The sequence below is a fragment of the Clavibacter michiganensis genome, assembly GCF_002151125.1.
Taxonomy (GTDB): Bacteria; Actinomycetota; Actinomycetes; order Actinomycetales; family Microbacteriaceae; genus Clavibacter; species Clavibacter michiganensis_C.
The window spans coordinates 406,227-421,921 of the sequence record NZ_MDJZ01000016.1 but is presented as its reverse complement, the minus strand read 5'-3'; the positions used below and the strand labels follow the sequence as shown (position 1 = coordinate 421,921).

Below are 15,695 nucleotides of genomic sequence, written 5' to 3'. Positions count from 1 at the left end.
ATCCTCACGAGAGGCGAGGGGCCGGGTGCCGAGCATCCGGCCCCTCGTCATGTCCGGATGCGGCTCAGGCGTCGGCGTCGGCGTCCGCCGCGGTGCGCAGCGCGCGCCGGTCGGGCTTGCCGGAGGGGAGCACGGGGATCCCCTCGATGCCGCGGACGCGGGTCGACCCCGCTACGCGCCCCAGGCGCCGTGAGAGCTCGCCGCGCACGCGGTCGGCGAGCCCCGGATCCACCGGCCCCGGCACGAACACGACCGGCCGCTGCCCCCAGCCCGCGTGCTCGCCGGGCACGGCGACGGCCTCGCCCAGCCGGGGATCCCAGCCGGCGAGCGAGCGCACGGCCTCCTCCACCGCCGCCAGCCGCAGCTTCTCGCCGCCGGAGATGACCACGTCGTCGAGCCGTCCGGTGACGCGCAGCACGCCGCCGACGAGCTCGCCGCCGTCGCCCGTGCGGTACCACCGGCGGCCGTCGTGCTCGCCGAACGCGGCGGCGGTCGCGGCCGGGTCGCCGAGGTAGCCCTCCGCGAGCATCGGGCCGGCGAGCTCCACCTGGCCGTCGACCACGGCGACCTCGGCCGTCCCGACCGGGACGCCGTCGTAGACGCAGCCGCCGGCCGTCTCGCTGGATCCGTAGGTGCGCACCACGCGCCACCCCAGCTCGGCCGCGCGGTCGACCAGGTGCGGCGGGGTGGCCTGGCCGCCGACGAGGATCGCGTCGAGGCGCCGGACGGCGTCCCGGACGAGCCGGGCGTCGTCGCGCTCCCCGCCCTCGGCCGCCTCGACCAGCCGGTGCAGCTGCGTCGGCACCAGCGACGTGTAGCCGGCGACGCGGGCGTCCACCGACGCGGCGAGCTCGGCGAAGGCGCGCGGGTCGAAGCTCCCGGGCCCGAGGACGAGCGGCGCGGTGCCGGCCGCGATCGAGCGCACGAGCACCTGGAGGCCCGCGATGTAGTGGGTGGGGAGGGCGAGGATCCACCGCCCGGGCGCCCCGAGCGCGGTCTGCGACGCCGCGGCGCTCGCCAGCAGGGCGTCCGAGGACAGCGCCACGCGCTTGGGCCGCGAGGTGGTGCCGGACGTCTCGACGACGAGCGCGACGCGGCGCTCGACCTCGGCCGGCGGCGGCGGGTCCCCGGCCGCGACGACGGCGTCGAGCGGCCGGGCGAGCAGGGCCGGGCCGTCGCCCGCGAGCGCGGCGCGGAGGTGCGGCACGACGTCGGCGCCCGTCGCGGTCAGGCGCTCGAGCGGCCTCACGGGACGCGGGCCGCGCGGACCCGGGCCGCGCGGATCAGAACTGCCACGGGTACGGCGACCAGTCGGGCGCGCGCTTCTCGAGGAAGGAGTCGCGCCCCTCGACGGCCTCGTCGGTGCCGTAGGCGAGGCGCGTGGCCTCGCCCGCGAACACCTGCTGGCCGACCATGCCGTCGTCCACCGCGTTGAAGGCGTACTTGAGCATGCGGATCGCGGTGGGCGACTTCCCGAGGATCGTCTCGGCCCACTCCAGCGCGGTCGCCTCGAGCTCGGCGTGCGGCACGACGCGGTTGACGGCGCCCATCTCGTGCATGCGCTGGGCGCTGTGCTCCTCGGCGAGGAAGAACACCTCGCGCGCGGCCTTCTGGCCGACCTGGCGGGCGAAGTACGCGGATCCGTACCCGCCGTCGAACGAGCCGACGTCGGCGTCGGTCTGCTTGAAGCGGCCGTGCTCGGCGGAGGCGAGCGTGAGGTCGCAGACGACGTGCAGCGAGTGCCCGCCGCCCGCGGCCCAACCCGGCACGACCGCGATGACGACCTTCGGCATGAAGCGGATGAGGCGCTGCACCTCGAGGATGTGCAGGCGCCCGGCCCGGGCCGGGTCGACGCCCGCCGCGGTCTCGCCCTCGCCGTACTTGTAGCCGTCGCGGCCTCGGATCCGCTGGTCGCCGCCGCTGCAGAACGCCCAGCCGCCGTCCTTCGGGCTGGGCCCGTTGCCGGTGAGCAGCACCACGCCGATGCGCGGATCCTGGCGGGCGTCGTCGAGCGCCTGGTACAGCTCGTCGACGGTGCGAGGCCGGAAGGCGTTCCGCACCTCGGGGCGGTCGAACGCGATGCGCGCGATGCGGCCCGTGAGGTCGTGGTGGTAGGTGATGTCGGTGAAGCCCTCCGCGAGGGGCACGTCGCGCCAGCGGGTGGGATCGTGGATGTCGGAGACCTGCTTCACCATGCGTCCAGCCTAGGCGGCGCCCCGGCGACCGGCCGCGGGTGCGAGGCTGGATCCATGCTCCCCGACCTGGACGACCTCCTCGCCACCGCCCGCGTCGTCGCCCTCCCCCTCCGCACGCGCTTCCGAGGACTCGACGTGCGCGAGGCCGTGCTCCTCGAGGGCCCGCTCGGCTGGACGGAGTTCTCGCCGTTCGTCGAGTACGACGACGCGGAGTCCGCCGCCTGGCTCGCCGCCGCCATCGACTTCGGCTGGACCGCGCCGCCCGCTCGCTCACGCGACCACGTGCTCGTGAACGCGACCATCCCCGCCGTGGAAGCGTCGCGCGTCGCCGAGGTGCTGGCGCGCTTCCCCGGCTGCCGCACCGCGAAGGTCAAGGTCGCCGAGCGCGGCACCGTGCTCGCGGACGACGTGGCGCGCGTGGCCGAGGTCCGCCGCCTGCTGGGGCCCGAGGGTCGCGTGCGGATCGACGCCAACGCGGCCTGGAACGTCGACGAGGCCGAGCACGCGATCCACGCCCTCGCCGAGCACGATCTCGAGTACGCAGAGCAGCCGTGCGCGTCGGTGGAGGAGCTCGCCGAGCTGCGCGAGCGGATCCGCCACCTGGGCGTGCCGGTGGCCGCCGACGAGAGCGTGCGGAAGGCCGAGGACCCGCTGCGGGTCGCCCGGGCCGGCGCCGCCGACCTGCTGGTCATCAAGGCGCAGCCGCTCGGCGGGATCCACCGGGCGCTGCGGATCACGGAGGAGGCGGGACTGCCGGTGGTGGTCTCCAGCGCGCTCGACACGAGCGTCGGGATCGCGATGGCCGCGCACCTGGCCGCCGCGATCCCCGAGCTGCCCTACGACTGCGGCCTCGGGACGGTCTCGCTCTTCGTCGAGGACGTGACGGCCGAGCCGCTGGTACCCGTGGACGGCCGGATCCCCGTGCGCCGCGTGACGCCGGATCGTCGCCTCCTCGACGCCCACGCGGCCGATGCGGACCGCCGCGCGTGGTGGCTCGACCGGATCCGCCGCACGCACGCCGTGCTCGCCCGCGCCTGAGACGGCGGCCGGGAGACCGCGCGAGCGCGGCGCCTACAGCCCGCTGTAGGTGTGCAGGCCCTTGAAGAACACGTTCACGACGCCGAAGTTGAACATGACGGCGGAGAACCCGATGATGGCGAGCCACGCCGAGCGCGACCCGCGCCAGCCGCGCGTGGCGCGCGCGTGGATGTACCCGGCGTAGAGCACCCAGATGATGAAGGTCCAGACCTCCTTGGTGTCCCAGCCCCAGTAGCGGCCCCAGGCGCGCTCGGCCCAGATGGCGCCGGCCATGAGCGTGAAGGTCCAGAAGATGAAGCCCACGATGTTGAGGCGGTAGGCCATCGACTCGAGCGTGACGGAGTCGGGCAGCGTGGCGAGGAAGCGCAGCTTGGCCGCCTGCGCGCCGGCGGCGAGCGACTCGCGCCGGAACTGCAGCAGCTGCACGCCCGAGAGCGCGAACGCCAGCGCGAAGAAGCCCGTGCCGAGCGCGGCGACGAACACGTGGATCACGAGCCAGTACGACTGCAGCGACGGCGGCAGCGGCGCCACCTCGACGCGGTACTGCACCACGGCGACGCCCAGCAGGATGAGCACGAGCCCCGTGACGAAGGTGCCGAGGAAGCGCAGGTCGCGGCGCGTGAGGACGATGAGGTAGACGCTGAGGATGAGCAGCGTGCCCGTCATGGCGAACTCGTACATGTTGGCCCACGGCACGCGCGAGGCGGCGAGGCCGCGGAGCACGGTGGCGACGGCGTGCGCGACGAAGCCGACGACGAGCAGCACCATGGCCACGTTGAGGCTGAGGGAGCGGCCGGCGGCGACGGGCGCGTCCGGCCCGGTCGCGGCGCGGTCGCGGCCCGACGACGCGGGCTCGCGCTCGATGGTGGCGGTGCCGCCGCGGCGGGCGGCGGTGGCGCCCACGGCGGAGGGCTGGCGGGCCGCGGCGGTGGCCGCGTCCGCCACGAGCCCGGAGCGCCGCGCCAGGTCGAGGGCGAACGCGATGAACGCGGCCGCATAGAGCCCCATCGCGACGAGGAGCGCGATGAGGGAGACGTCGTCGAGCATGGCCGTGTTCACGAGTGGAGCCTAACTTCCGCATCTGACACCGCGGCAGGCGAGAGGCCCGCCGTGTGCTTGTCGGCCAGGGCCGCGACCGCGGCCTCTAGCGTGGGGTCCTCGCCGCGGGCGAGCCCGGCGTACTCGAGGGTCGTGGATCCGTCGGCCTGCGGCACCGCCTTCACCCACACGCGCCGACGCGGCACGAAGAGGGAGGTGAGCAGGCCGCCGAGCACGAGGATCGCGAACAGCAGCACCCAGCGCTGCGTCGGATCGTGGTGCACGTCGAAGGAGACGAACCGCGGCACGGAGTCGAGGCTCACGCTGCCGAGCCCGTCCGGGAGGTCCATCGTCTGGCCGGGAGCGAGCTGGAGGGACTGGACGCCCGTCGTGCCGCCGGTGAGCTGCGTGAGGTCCCCCGTGTCGAGCGTGTAGACCGACGTGGGCACGCCGCCGTCGATCCCGAGGTCGCCCGTGTAGACGTTGAGCGTCAGCAGCGGGTTGTCGAGGTCGGGGTAGGAGGAGAAGAACGGCGCCTTCTCCGCGCCCTGCGTCGGGTAGAAGAAGCCGAGCATGCCGACCTGCTCGCGCAGCCCGTCCGGCACCTTGACGACGCCGAGCGAGGTGAGCTTCGCGTCCTGCGGCAGGAACGGCACGTCGGCGCTGTAGACGACCGTGCCCTCGGGATCCCGCACCGTCACGTGCGGCGCGTAGCCGTTGCCGAGCAGGTACATGTCGGTCCCGCCGATGGCCAGGGGGTCGTTGACCTTGACCTCGCGCTCCTGCGGCTGGCCGCCCGGCACGTCGGCGGTCACGTCGGCCGTGAAGTCGAGCGGCTGGCCGATGGCGTTCGGGTTCTCCTGCTCGTACTCCACGTGCAGCGCGTCGAGCTTGACCCGGTACGGCGTGAGCGCCGAGTCGTCGAAGAACCGGCCCGGGTTGAACGAGTCGAAGGTCGAGAGCGTGTTGACGAAGGACTGGCCCTCCACGAGCACCTTCTGCCCGGAGTAGCCGAAGCCGCCGCCGATGCCGACCGTCACGAGGATCCCGACGAGCGCCGAGTGGAACACCAGGTTGCCGGTCTCCCGCAGGTAGCCGCGCTCCGCGGAGACGGACAGCACGCCGCCCGCGGCCGACGCGTCGTCGACGAGGACCGTGCGGTACCGCTGGCGCTTGAGCAGCGCGCGCGCCTGGCGGATCGCGTCGACGGGATCCGCCGTGGTCGTGCGCGTCGTGTACCCGGCGAGGCGCGAGAGGCGCGCGGGCGTCTTGGGCGGCGCCTGGCGGAGCGCGTCGAAGTGGTGCTTGGCGCGCGGCACGACGCAGCCGATGAGGCTGATGAACAGCAGCAGGTAGATGGAGGAGAACCACACGGAGCTGTAGGTGTCGAACACCTGCAGCTTGTCGAGCACGGGGTAGAGGTCCGGGTTGTCCGCGCGGAACTGCGTGACGCCGTTCGGATCGGAGCTGCGCTGCGGCACGAGGGATCCGGGGATCGCCGCGAACGCGAGCAGCAGCAGCAGGAACAGCGCCGTGCGCATGCTCGTGAGCTGCCGCCAGAACCAGCGCAGCGTGCCGAGGAGGCCGAGCTTGGGCTGCGCGATGGGCGCCCCCTCGCGCGGCGCATGCCGCGGGGAGTCGACGTGGTCAGATGGCCGGGACATACGAGGCGATCACCCCCTGGAGCTGGAGCATCCACGCCGACCAGAGGCCGGAGACCATGAGCACGCCGACGAGGATCAGCAGCGCTCCCCCGACGAGGTTGACGGTGCGGATGTGGCGGCGGAGGAACCCGACGGTACGCGTCATCCAGCCGAGGCCGAGCGCCACGAGGAGGAACGGCACCCCGAGCCCGATGCAGTAGGCGACGCCGAGCAGCACGCCGCGGCCCGCGTCGGCCGAGGTGAGGCTCATGGAGATGACGACGGCGAGGGTCGGGCCGATGCACGGCGCCCAGCCGATGCCGAACACGACGCCGAGCAGCGGCGCGCCCGCGAGACCGGTCGCCGGACGCCACGAGCTCTTCACCTGCCGCTGGAGGAACCCGAGACGGCCGGTGAAGACGAGGCCCATCACGATGAGGACGACGCCGAGGATCCGCGTGATGACGTCCTGCCAGCGCATGAGCCAGAAGCCGGCCGTCGCCGAGACGAGGGTCGTGACGATGAAGACGGCGGAGAAGCCGAGCACGAACAGCGCGGTGCCGAGGAGCAGGCGGCGACGGGTCGCGGATCCGCCCTTCGCCTCGGCCATGCCGCCGATGTACCCGAGGTAGCCGGGCACGAGCGGCAGCACGCAGGGCGACGCGAACGAGACCAGGCCCGCGAGCAGGGCCAGCGGCACCGCGACGAGGAGCTGGCCGGAGAGGGCGCTCTGGATCTGGTCCACCTAGCCGGCCGGCTCCGCGACGGCGTCGGAGACGAGCGTGCGGAGCACCCCGGGGTCGATCTGCCCGAGCACGCGCGAGGCGACGCGCCCCTGGCGGTCGAGCACGAGGGTGGCGGGCACGGCGTTGGGCGCGATGGTGCCCGCGAACGCGAGCTGCATGGAGGTGTCCTCGACGTCGAGGACGGACGGGTAGGTGATGCCGTACGTCTTGTCGAACGAGTCGACGTTCGGCCGCTGGTCGCGGGTGTTGACGCCGAGGAACCTGACGCCGTCGGGCGCGTGCTCCTCGCTCGCGGCCTGCAGGTCCTTCGCCTCCAGGCGGCAGGGCGGGCACTCGGCGTACCAGAAGTTGAGGACCGTGACGGATCCGCGGTAGTCGGCGGAGGTGATCTCGGTGCCGTCCGACAGCGTGCCGGAGAAGTCGACGGGAGCGGCGCGCTCGCCGAGCGGCACCTCGGTGAAGGTGCCGTCGCCCGCGATGTACCTCTTGTTGTCGCCGGCGCGGAACTCGGCGGCGAGGGGATCCTGCGTGCAGCCGGTCAGCGCGACCGCGGCGAGCGCGGACCCGACGGCGGCGAGGACGGTGCGACGGCGGATGCCGGGCATCACACCGCTCCCTGGTCGACGGCGAGATCGGACAGCCCAGCCGCGGCGTCGATGTAGCCGGTCTCGACGAAGCGGTCGCCCACGCGCTCGACCGTGGTGATGCTCGACAGCGCGCAGCGGCGCTGGCGCGGGTCGTGGAAGAGGCGCTCGCCCGCGAGGGACAGGTGCACCATCCAGATGGGGAGCTGGTGGCTGACGATGACGACGTCGCCGTCGGGCACGGAGCGGTACGCGGCCTTGACCGCCTCCGCCATGCGCGCCGCGATGGAGCGGTAGGGCTCGCCCCAGCTCGGCTTGACCGGGTCGACGACGAGCGGCCAGAGGCGCGGCGAGCGCGCGAGGCGCGCGGGCGAGGGGAAGCGGGATCCCTCGAAGCGGTTGGTGGGCTCGATGACGCGCTCGTCGGTCGCGACCTGGAGGGCGAAGCGCTCGGCCCACGGCGCCGCGGACTCCTGCGCGCGCTGGAGCGGCGAGGCGATGACGCGGTTGACGGGGGCGCCCTCCTCCTCGAGCGCGCGAGCGGCGGCGTCCGCCATGCGGTGGCCGAGCTCGGAGAGGCCGTATCCCGGGATCCGTCCGTAGAGGACTCCGTGCGGGTTGTGCACCTCGCCATGGCGGACGAGATGGATTCGTGAGGCGACCACGCGTCAAGTGTAGGTGGCGGGCAGATGTACAACCGCCGAGGATCCGACGCAACCCCCTGCGCTAATCATTCGCCCCCAATACGATTGTGCGCACCGGTGGGGGCCGGCCTCTCGAGACCGGTTCTGACCGGATGTTACGTGTGTATACAAACGTTTGGGCCCCAAAGGAATCGCACGCTAAGTTAGGTGCTCGAGGTCGTGATCCGGCCTCTGGCGAGAGCCCCGTGGACCACGGGACCTCGCAGAGACCCCCGTCGAACGGACGCGGGCCCGCATGACGATGCCGTCCGCGACGGCACGGAAGGAACGGGCACCATGACGATGACACCGACCAGGCCCACGGCCGCCGAGACCAGCACCGACACCGAGCTCGACCAGGTCGAGTCCGTTCGTCCCGTCGATCCGTACGCGGACTCCGACCTCCCCGAGCCCTCGCTCGTGACCCCCGGCGCGAGCACCGACGCCGTCAAGGACTACCTCCGCCAGATCGGCCGCGTGCCGCTGCTCACCGCCGAGCAGGAGGTCACCGTCGCCCGCCGCATCGAGGTGGGCGTGCTCTCGCAGGAGGTGCTCGACACCCGCACCGACCTCTCCCCGTCCGAGCGCCGCGAGTACCAGACGCTCGCCTCCGACGGGATGCGCGCCAAGCAGCACCTCGTGAACGCCAACCTGCGCCTCGTCGTCAGCATCGCCAAGCGCTACACGGGCCGCGGCCTGCCGTTCCTGGATCTCATCCAGGAGGGCAACATGGGCCTCGTCCGGGCGGTCGAGAAGTTCGACTACCAGGCCGGCTTCAAGTTCTCGACCTACGCGTCCTGGTGGATCAAGCAGTCCATCACCCGGGGCATGGCCGACACGAGCCGCACCATCCGGATCCCGGTGCACACCGTGGAGCACATCAACCGCATCAACGCCGTGCAGCGCGAGCTCGCGGTGGAGCTCGGGCGCGACCCCTCCATGGAGGAGATCGCCCGCGAGTCGGACACGCCCGTCACCAAGGTGCGCTACCTGCTCGACCGCGCGCAGGAGCCCATGTCCCTGCAGGTCCTCGTGGGCGGCAGCGGCGGCGACGGCGACACGGAGATGGCGGACCTCATCGAGGACGCGGACGTCACCCAGCCGATCGACGTGGTGACGCAGCAGCTCATGGCCGCGCACGTCACGCGCCTCATCGACGGGCTCGCGGAGCGCGACGCCGAGGTCGTGCGGATGCGCTTCGGCCTGGCCGGCCTGGAGCCCCGCTCGCTCGCCTTCGTGAGCCAGCAGCTCGGCGTGACGCGCGAGCGCGTGCGCCAGATCGAGAAGAAGGTGCTCGCGAAGCTCCGCATCCCGGAGCTGGAGACGTACATCCGCGGCTGATCACGCCGCGTCACCAGAGGGCCGTCCGCATCGCGCGGGCGGCCCTCCGTCGTGCACGGGCGGTCCGATGTCCGCCCGCGCACCGCGAAGCTCCGGATCCGCCCGGAAGAGAGCCCACTAGTCGTTAGTGCGCATACAGTCAAGGTCCACCCCATAGGGGCGTCGCGACGCGCATCCCCCGTCGCCGACGACACAGCGCGGACTCGACGACGAGCCGCGGAGAAGGAGGAGCCATGGCTCTCACGCAGACCGCACCCGGTCCGACCGACGTCCCCCGCATCAGCTGGTCCCCCGTCGCCGCGGGGCTCTGGGTCGCCCGACGCGGCGACGAGTTCGCGGGGCTCTCCGAGGAGCGCTGGGGCGTGGGCTTCCACGTCACCGACCGCCTCGGCCGCGACGTGGGCGACTTCCCCACGCTCCAGGAGGCGCGCGGCGCGCTCGGCTGATCGACGACGCGGTCCGGCGGCGCTTCCCGGCGGCGCTTCCGGAGCGCGCGGGCATCGATAGCACCTCCGGGAGGCGGCTGCCCCGCCCCGACGGCGGCGCGCGAGCGGGCATAGGGTCGAGCAGGTGCCCTCCTCCGAGATCCACCCGCCCGCCGCATCGCCCGACGACCGCTCCGACGGCTTCGTCCGTGTGCGAGGTGCGTCCGAGAACACGCTGCGCGAGGTCGACGTCGACATCCCGCGGGACCGGATCGTCGCCTTCACGGGCGTCTCCGGATCCGGGAAGTCGTCGCTCGCGTTCGGCACCGTGTACGCCGAGGCCCAGCGCCGGTTCTTCGAGTCGGTGGCGCCCTACGCGCGCCGGCTGATCCGGCAGGAGCAGACGCCGCACGTCGAGAGCATCACCGGGCTGCCGCCCGCGGTCGCCCTGCAGCAGCGCCGCGGGGCGCCGAGCACGCGCTCGACCGTCGGCACCGTGACCACGCTCTCCAACTCGCTGCGGATGCTCATGTCCCGCGCGGGCGCGTACCCCGCCGGCCAGGGACGCCTCGACTCCGACGCCTTCTCGCCCAACACCGCCGCGGGCGCGTGCCCCGTGTGCCACGGCCTCGGGGTCGCGCACACCGTGACCGAGGCGTCGCTCGTGCCGGATCCGTCGCTCTCGATCCGCGACGGCGCCATCGCCGCCTGGCCCGGCGCCTGGCAGGGCAAGAACCTGCGTGACATCACGATCGCGCTCGGCTACGACGTGGACGTGCCGTGGCGGGAGCTCCCTCAGGAGTCCCGGGACTGGATCCTCTTCACGGAGGAGCAGCCCGTGGTGCAGATCACGCCGCAGCGCGACCGCGTGGCGAAGCCCTACAAGGGCCGCTTCTGGAGCGCGCGCTCCTACGTGCTGCACACGCTCGCGGACTCGCCGAGCCCGCGCCTCCGCGAGGGCGCGCTCGCGCGCATGGTCTCCGGCACGTGCGAGCGGTGCGGCGGCAGCGGCCTCACGCCCGCGGCGCTCGCGGTGGCCTTCGCGGGCCGCAGCATCCAGGAGCTCAACGCGCTCACGCTCGCCGACCTCGCGCAGGCCATCGCGCCGACGGACCGCATGGGCGACGTGGCCGTGACCATCACGACGGATCTCGTCGCGCGCCTCGCCGTGCTCGTGGACCTCGGCCTCGGCTACCTGAGCCTCGGCCGCGTCACCACCACGCTCTCCCCCGGCGAGATGCAGCGGCTCCGGCTCGCGACGCAGCTGCGGTCGGGCCTGTTCGGCGTGGTCTACGTGCTCGACGAGCCGTCGGCGGGGCTGCATCCGGCCGACGCCGAGCCGCTGCTCGAGGTGCTGGAGCAGCTGCGCGACTCCGGGAACTCGGTCTTCGTCGTCGAGCACGACATGGACGTGGTGCGGCGGGCCGACTGGATCGTCGACGTCGGCCCGGGCGCGGGGCAGGCGGGCGGATCCATCGTCTACAGCGGTCCCGTCGAGGGACTGCGCGACGCCGTGGACTCCGCGACGCGTCCGCACCTCTTCCCCGACCTCGCGCCGCCGCGGGTCGAGCGGACGCCGCGGACGCCGACCGGGAGCATCCGCGCGACCGGCGTGACGCTGCACAACCTCGTGGACCTCGACGTGGAGATCCCGCTGGGGGTGATGGTGGCGGTGACGGGCGTCTCCGGATCCGGCAAGTCGACCCTCGTGAGCCGCGTGCTGCCCGACCTGCTGCGGGCCTCCCTCGCACCGGACCGCGTGGTGGTCGAGGCCTCCGACGACGCGGACGACGGCGACGACGCGTCGGGCCCCGCGCGCATCGCGCGCGTGGAGGGCGCGGACGCGGTGGACCGCCTCGTGTCCGTGGACCAGCGCCCCATCGGCCGCACGCCGCGCTCGACCCTCGCCACCTACACCGGGCTGTTCGACGCGGTGCGCCGCACCTACGCCGCCACCGACGAGGCGCGCGCCCGCGGCTACGGCGCCGGCCGGTTCTCCTTCAACGTCGCGGGCGGGCGCTGCGAGACCTGCCAGGGCGAGGGATCCGTGACCGTCGAGCTCCTCTTCCTGCCCGGCTCCTACGGGCCGTGCCCCACGTGCCACGGCGCCAGGTACGAGCCCGGGACGCTCGAGGTCGAGTACCGCGGCAGGTCGATCGCGGACGTGCTCGGCATGACGGTCGACGAGGCGCACGGCTTCCTCGCCGACGTGCCGCTCGCCGCGCGCGCCCTCGCGACCCTCCGCGACGTGGGGCTCGGCTACCTGCGGCTCGGCCAGCCCGCGACGGAGCTGTCGGGCGGCGAGGCGCAGCGGATCAAGCTGGCCACCGAGCTGCAGCGCGCGCCGCGGGGGCACACCCTCTACCTGCTCGACGAGCCGACGACGGGCCTGCACCCGGCCGACGTGGTGCTCCTCCTCCGCCAGCTGCAGGGGCTCGTGGACGCGGGCAACACCGTCGTCGTGGTGGAGCACGAGATGGACGTGGTGGCGGACGCCGACCGGGTGATCGACCTCGGGCCCTCCGGCGGCGAACAGGGCGGGCGGATCGTCGCGCAGGGGACGCCGCGGGAGGTCGCGGACACCCCCGGGAGCCGCACGGCGCCGTACCTCGCGCGGCGCCTCGACGCCTCGTGAGGGGTGCCCCGCGGGACGGCGCGGCTCCCGCGCGACGTGGGTAGTCTGACGTCCAGCGTCCGCGCCCCGGCGCGTCCGACGCCCTCGACGCCATCCCGCACCTCTCCTAGGAGCACCTCGTGACTGACTCGACCGGAACACCCTCCACGCCCGCGGGCTGGTACGCGGACCCCGCGGGATCCGACCGCCTGCGCTGGTGGGACGGCACGCGCTGGACCGACCACCTCGCGGACGCGCCGGCAGCCACCGCCGCGGCCTTCCCGGCCGGGACCGCGCCGTCGCCCGCCTCCGCTCCCGCCGGCGGCCACGTGCCCCCGGAGGCCCCGGCCGCCGCGCCGCCCGCCTACGGCCAGCAGGCTCCGCAGCAGCCGTACGCGCAGGCCGGGTACGCGCAGCAGCCGTACGCGCAGGCCGGGTACGCGCAGCAGCCGTACGCCGCCACCCCGCCGCCGAAGGTGCCGGCGTCCACGTCGCCGTCCACCTGGGCCATCTGGGTGCTGGCTGCCCTGCCGGTCGTCTCCCTCGTGCTCGCGCTGAACGTCGACTACCGAGGAGCCCTCGACATGGACCCGCGTGGTCCGCGGCCCGATGCCCTGGTCGCCCAGGCGGTCAGCAGCCTCGTCCAGCTCCTCGTGTGGGGCGGATCCGTCGCCCTCGCGTACGTCGACTGGCGCGACCTCACGCGCCGCGGCATCGTGCGCCCCTTCCACTGGGCGTGGGCGTTCATCCCCGTCGTCGGCGGCGTCTACCTGATCGGCCGCTCCATCGTCGTCCGGCGCCGCATCGAGGGCGCGCCCGCGAACGCGCTGTCGCCGATCTGGGTCTGGGCCGGGCTCAACGTGATCGTCGCCTTCATCTCCATCGTCAAGTTCGTGGAGGCCTTCACCTCGACGATGCAGATGTACGGCCCCGGCCGCTTCTGATCCACGGGCGGCCCGCCCGCCGCACTCGCCGCGCCCCGGTCGGCGCGTCCGCTCACGCGAAGCGGATGCGCTGGCCGGGGCGCAGCTGCGCGGCGAGGCGGACGTCGTCGCGGGCGACCACGCCGATCACCGGGTAGCCGCCCGTCATCGGGTGGTCGGCGAGGAACAGGATCGGCCGGCCCGACGGCGGCACCTGGAGCGCGCCCGTGACGACGCCCTCGCTGGGGAGCTCGCCCGGGATCCGCCGCTCGAGCGGCTCGCCGTCGAGGCGGACGCCCACGCGGTCGGCCTCCGCCGTCACCTCCCACGCGCCGTCGAGGAGCGCGGCCCAGGATCCGTCGGCGAACCAGTCGAGGCGCGGGCCGGGGGTCGCGCGGAGCACCACCTCGCCGTCGGCGGGCGCGGACACGGCGAGCGAGTCGACCGGGGGCACGGGCCGGGCGGGCGCGGGCCCGGCGAGCAGCACGTCGCCCACCGCGACGGGCGCGGGCCCCACCCGCGAGAGCAGGTCGGTGGCGCGCGAGCCGAGGACGGGCGCGACGTCGACGCCGCCGCGCACGGCCAGGTACCAGCGGATCCCCGCGACCGCCGCACCGATCTCCAGGGTGTCGCCGGCGTCGAGGAGCACGGCCGCGGCGTAGGGCGCCGGTCGCGACGCGCGCCCCGCCGTGCGGACGAGCGGGCCGACCGCGCCCGTCACCGCGACCCACACGGCCGCCGTCGCGCGGAGCACCGCGCCCCCGAGCAGGATCTCGAGGCCCGCGGTGCCGGCGTCGTTGCCGACGAGGAGGTTGGCGTCGGCGAGGGCGCGCGGATCCAGGGCCCCGGACGGCGAGACGCCGATGCCGCCGTGCCCGGGTCGGCCGGCGTCCTGCACGAGCATGAGCGGACCGGTGCGCTCGACCACGAGACCGGCCGCGGCGCCGACGGTCGCGCGGCGGCCGCGGCGGGGGACCGCCTCGCCGCTCACGCCGTCACCTCGCGGAAGCGCACGGCGGATCCGGGCTGCAGCAGCGCCGCCTGCTCGCGCTCCGGATCCCACAGCACCGCGCGCGTGGTGCCGATGAGCTGCCAGCCGCCGGGCGAGACGCGCGGGTAGATCCCGCTGAACTCGCCCGCGAGCGCGACGGCGCCGGCGGGGACCCGCGGCCGCGGCGACGTGCGGCGCGGCACCTCGAGGCCGGGGACGCCCGCGAGGTAGCCGAAGCCGGGCGCGAAGCCGCCGAAGGCGACCGTCCAGACGCCCGAGGTGTGCCGCTCGACGACCTCGCGCTCGCCGATGCCGAGGAGCGCGGCCACGTCGGACAGGTCCTCGCCGTCGTAGAGCACGTCGATCTCGATCGCGTCGCCGCCGCGGGCGCCCGCCTCGTCCGCGGGTCGGGCGGCGAGCGCCCAGGAGCGGGCGGCGGCGAGCGGCAGCACGTGCGGATCCACCGTGACGAGGATGCTGCGCGCGCCCGGCACGATGTCGACGACGCCGCGGGGCCGCGTGGCGTCGAGCACGGGCTGGAGGCGGAGCACCTCGTCGAGCGAGTCGAGGTCGAGCATGACGGCGGCGTCGCCGCACGGCAGGAGCCGGAGGGTCACAGGGCGCGCCGGTCGCGGGCGGGGAGGGCGCGGTGGTCGGCGGCGGGAACGTCGGCGGCGTCGCCCGCGCCCGCGTCCGGCACCGGCCGGATCGCCACGCCCGCCGCCTCGAGCGCGTCGCGCACCGCGCGGGCCAGCCCCACGGCGCCGGGGGTGTCGCTGTGCAGGCAGAGGGAGTCGGGGTCGAGCCGCACCACGGATCCGTCGATCGCCACGACCGTGCCCTCCGTCGCCATGCGCACCGAGCGCGCCGCGACCTCGGCCGGGTCGTGGATCACGGATCCTCCCTGGCGCCTCGACACGAGCGCGCCCTCGGGCGTGTACGCGCGGTCGGTGAACGCCTCGACGCGCGTCGGCAGGCCGGCGGCCTCGGCGAGACGCAGGATCTCGGAGCCGGGGAGGCCCAGCACGGGCAGCGTCGGGTCCAGCGCCACGACCGCGTCCACCACGGCCTGCGCCTGCACGGGATCGTGCGCGATGCGGTTGTAGAGGGCGCCGTGCGGCTTGATGTACGAGACGCGCGCGCCGACCGTCCGGGCCATCCCCGAGATCGCGGCCAGCTGGTAGAGCACGTCGCCCGTGAGCTCGGCGGGCGACGCGTCGAGGTCGCGGCGGCCGAAGCCCGCGAGGTCGCGGTACGCCACGTGCGCGCCCACGGCCACGCCGTTCCGGGCCGCGCGCTCGAGCGCGTGCAGCATGACGACCGGATCCCCCGCGTGGAACCCGCAGGCCACGTTGGCGCTCGAGACGACGTCGAGCATCGCGTCGTCGTCGCCGAGGGTCCAGCGGCCGAAGGACTCCGCCAGGTCGCTGTTGAGGTCGATCTGCATGGCGTCTCCCCTGCGCTGGTCGCGCCG

15 protein-coding genes are annotated in these 15,695 nt (G+C 74.3%); 5 read left to right on the top strand and 10 right to left on the bottom strand.

Translation table 11 applies throughout. The features are described from left to right. Positions 1 to 64: 64 nt before the first annotated feature. The gene (locus tag BFL37_RS11470; protein WP_086515226.1) at positions 65 to 1,249 is read right to left on the bottom strand and encodes an AMP-binding protein; all 1,185 of its coding nucleotides are present in this window, start codon (positions 1,247 to 1,249) and stop codon (positions 65 to 67) included. 34 nt (positions 1,250 to 1,283) lie between these two features. Continuing rightward, complete coding sequence (locus tag BFL37_RS11465) at positions 1,284 to 2,195, bottom strand: 1,4-dihydroxy-2-naphthoyl-CoA synthase (RefSeq protein WP_086515225.1); 912 nt, start codon at positions 2,193 to 2,195, stop codon at positions 1,284 to 1,286. Between the two features lie 54 nt (positions 2,196 to 2,249). Here BFL37_RS11465 and BFL37_RS11460 point away from each other — a divergent pair, with 54 nt between their 5' ends. After that, entirely contained in the window at positions 2,250 to 3,233 is a 984-nt protein-coding gene (locus tag BFL37_RS11460) for an o-succinylbenzoate synthase (protein ID WP_086515224.1), read from the top strand. A 33-nt stretch (positions 3,234 to 3,266) separates the two neighbouring features. Here the strand turns inward: BFL37_RS11460 and ccsB are convergent, their stop codons facing one another. The 5 genes from ccsB to BFL37_RS11435 are packed head-to-tail and all read right to left on the bottom strand — an operon-like array spanning position 3,267 to position 7,909. Beyond that, positions 3,267 to 4,292: a c-type cytochrome biogenesis protein CcsB gene (gene ccsB, locus BFL37_RS11455; RefSeq protein ID WP_086515223.1), complete on the bottom strand. Its 1,026-nt coding sequence runs from the start codon at positions 4,290 to 4,292 to the stop codon at positions 3,267 to 3,269. Beyond that, positions 4,289 to 5,935 carry a cytochrome c biogenesis protein ResB gene (gene resB, locus BFL37_RS11450; protein WP_086515222.1) on the bottom strand — a complete coding sequence of 549 codons (1,647 nt, stop codon included), beginning with the start codon at positions 5,933 to 5,935 and terminating at the stop codon, positions 4,289 to 4,291. Before resB ends, ccsB begins: the two co-directional genes overlap by 4 nt. After that, entirely contained in the window at positions 5,919 to 6,659 is a 741-nt protein-coding gene (locus BFL37_RS11445) for a cytochrome c biogenesis CcdA family protein (protein WP_086515221.1), read from the bottom strand. Before BFL37_RS11445 ends, resB begins: the two co-directional genes overlap by 17 nt. Further along, complete coding sequence (locus tag BFL37_RS11440) at positions 6,660 to 7,265, bottom strand: TlpA family protein disulfide reductase (RefSeq protein ID WP_086515220.1); 606 nt, start codon at positions 7,263 to 7,265, stop codon at positions 6,660 to 6,662. It abuts the gene before it with no gap. Then, positions 7,265 to 7,909: a histidine phosphatase family protein gene (locus BFL37_RS11435; protein ID WP_086515219.1), complete on the bottom strand. Its 645-nt coding sequence runs from the start codon at positions 7,907 to 7,909 to the stop codon at positions 7,265 to 7,267. The genes BFL37_RS11440 and BFL37_RS11435 overlap by 1 nt, the downstream gene beginning before the upstream one ends. Positions 7,910 to 8,224: 315 nt before the next feature. Here BFL37_RS11435 and BFL37_RS11430 point away from each other — a divergent pair, with 315 nt between their 5' ends. The 4 genes from BFL37_RS11430 (at position 8,225) to BFL37_RS11415 (ending at position 13,251) form a co-directional block, all read left to right on the top strand. After that, complete coding sequence (locus BFL37_RS11430; RefSeq protein ID WP_086515218.1) at positions 8,225 to 9,268, top strand: sigma-70 family RNA polymerase sigma factor; 1,044 nt, start codon at positions 8,225 to 8,227, stop codon at positions 9,266 to 9,268. A gap of 233 nt (positions 9,269 to 9,501) precedes the next feature. After that, positions 9,502 to 9,714, top strand: a complete 213-nt coding sequence (locus BFL37_RS11425; RefSeq protein ID WP_086515217.1) for a hypothetical protein — start codon at positions 9,502 to 9,504, stop codon at positions 9,712 to 9,714. 124 nt (positions 9,715 to 9,838) lie between these two features. After that, positions 9,839 to 12,328, top strand: a complete 2,490-nt coding sequence (locus tag BFL37_RS11420) for an excinuclease ABC subunit UvrA (protein ID WP_086515216.1) — start codon at positions 9,839 to 9,841, stop codon at positions 12,326 to 12,328. A 119-nt stretch (positions 12,329 to 12,447) separates the two neighbouring features. Continuing rightward, complete coding sequence (locus BFL37_RS11415; protein WP_086515215.1) at positions 12,448 to 13,251, top strand: DUF2510 domain-containing protein; 804 nt, start codon at positions 12,448 to 12,450, stop codon at positions 13,249 to 13,251. 52 nt (positions 13,252 to 13,303) lie between these two features. Here the strand turns inward: BFL37_RS11415 and BFL37_RS11410 are convergent, their stop codons facing one another. The 3 genes from BFL37_RS11410 to BFL37_RS11400 are packed head-to-tail and all read right to left on the bottom strand — an operon-like array spanning position 13,304 to position 15,668. Next, the gene (locus BFL37_RS11410; RefSeq protein WP_086515214.1) at positions 13,304 to 14,221 is read right to left on the bottom strand and encodes a biotin-dependent carboxyltransferase family protein; all 918 of its coding nucleotides are present in this window, start codon (positions 14,219 to 14,221) and stop codon (positions 13,304 to 13,306) included. Further along, complete coding sequence (locus BFL37_RS11405) at positions 14,218 to 14,838, bottom strand: 5-oxoprolinase subunit B family protein (RefSeq protein ID WP_086515213.1); 621 nt, start codon at positions 14,836 to 14,838, stop codon at positions 14,218 to 14,220. Before BFL37_RS11405 ends, BFL37_RS11410 begins: the two co-directional genes overlap by 4 nt. Continuing rightward, on the bottom strand, positions 14,835 to 15,668 hold the full coding sequence (locus BFL37_RS11400; protein WP_086515212.1) for a LamB/YcsF family protein: 834 nt from the start codon (positions 15,666 to 15,668) through the stop codon (positions 14,835 to 14,837). Before BFL37_RS11400 ends, BFL37_RS11405 begins: the two co-directional genes overlap by 4 nt. Positions 15,669 to 15,695: the final 27 nt, after the last annotated feature.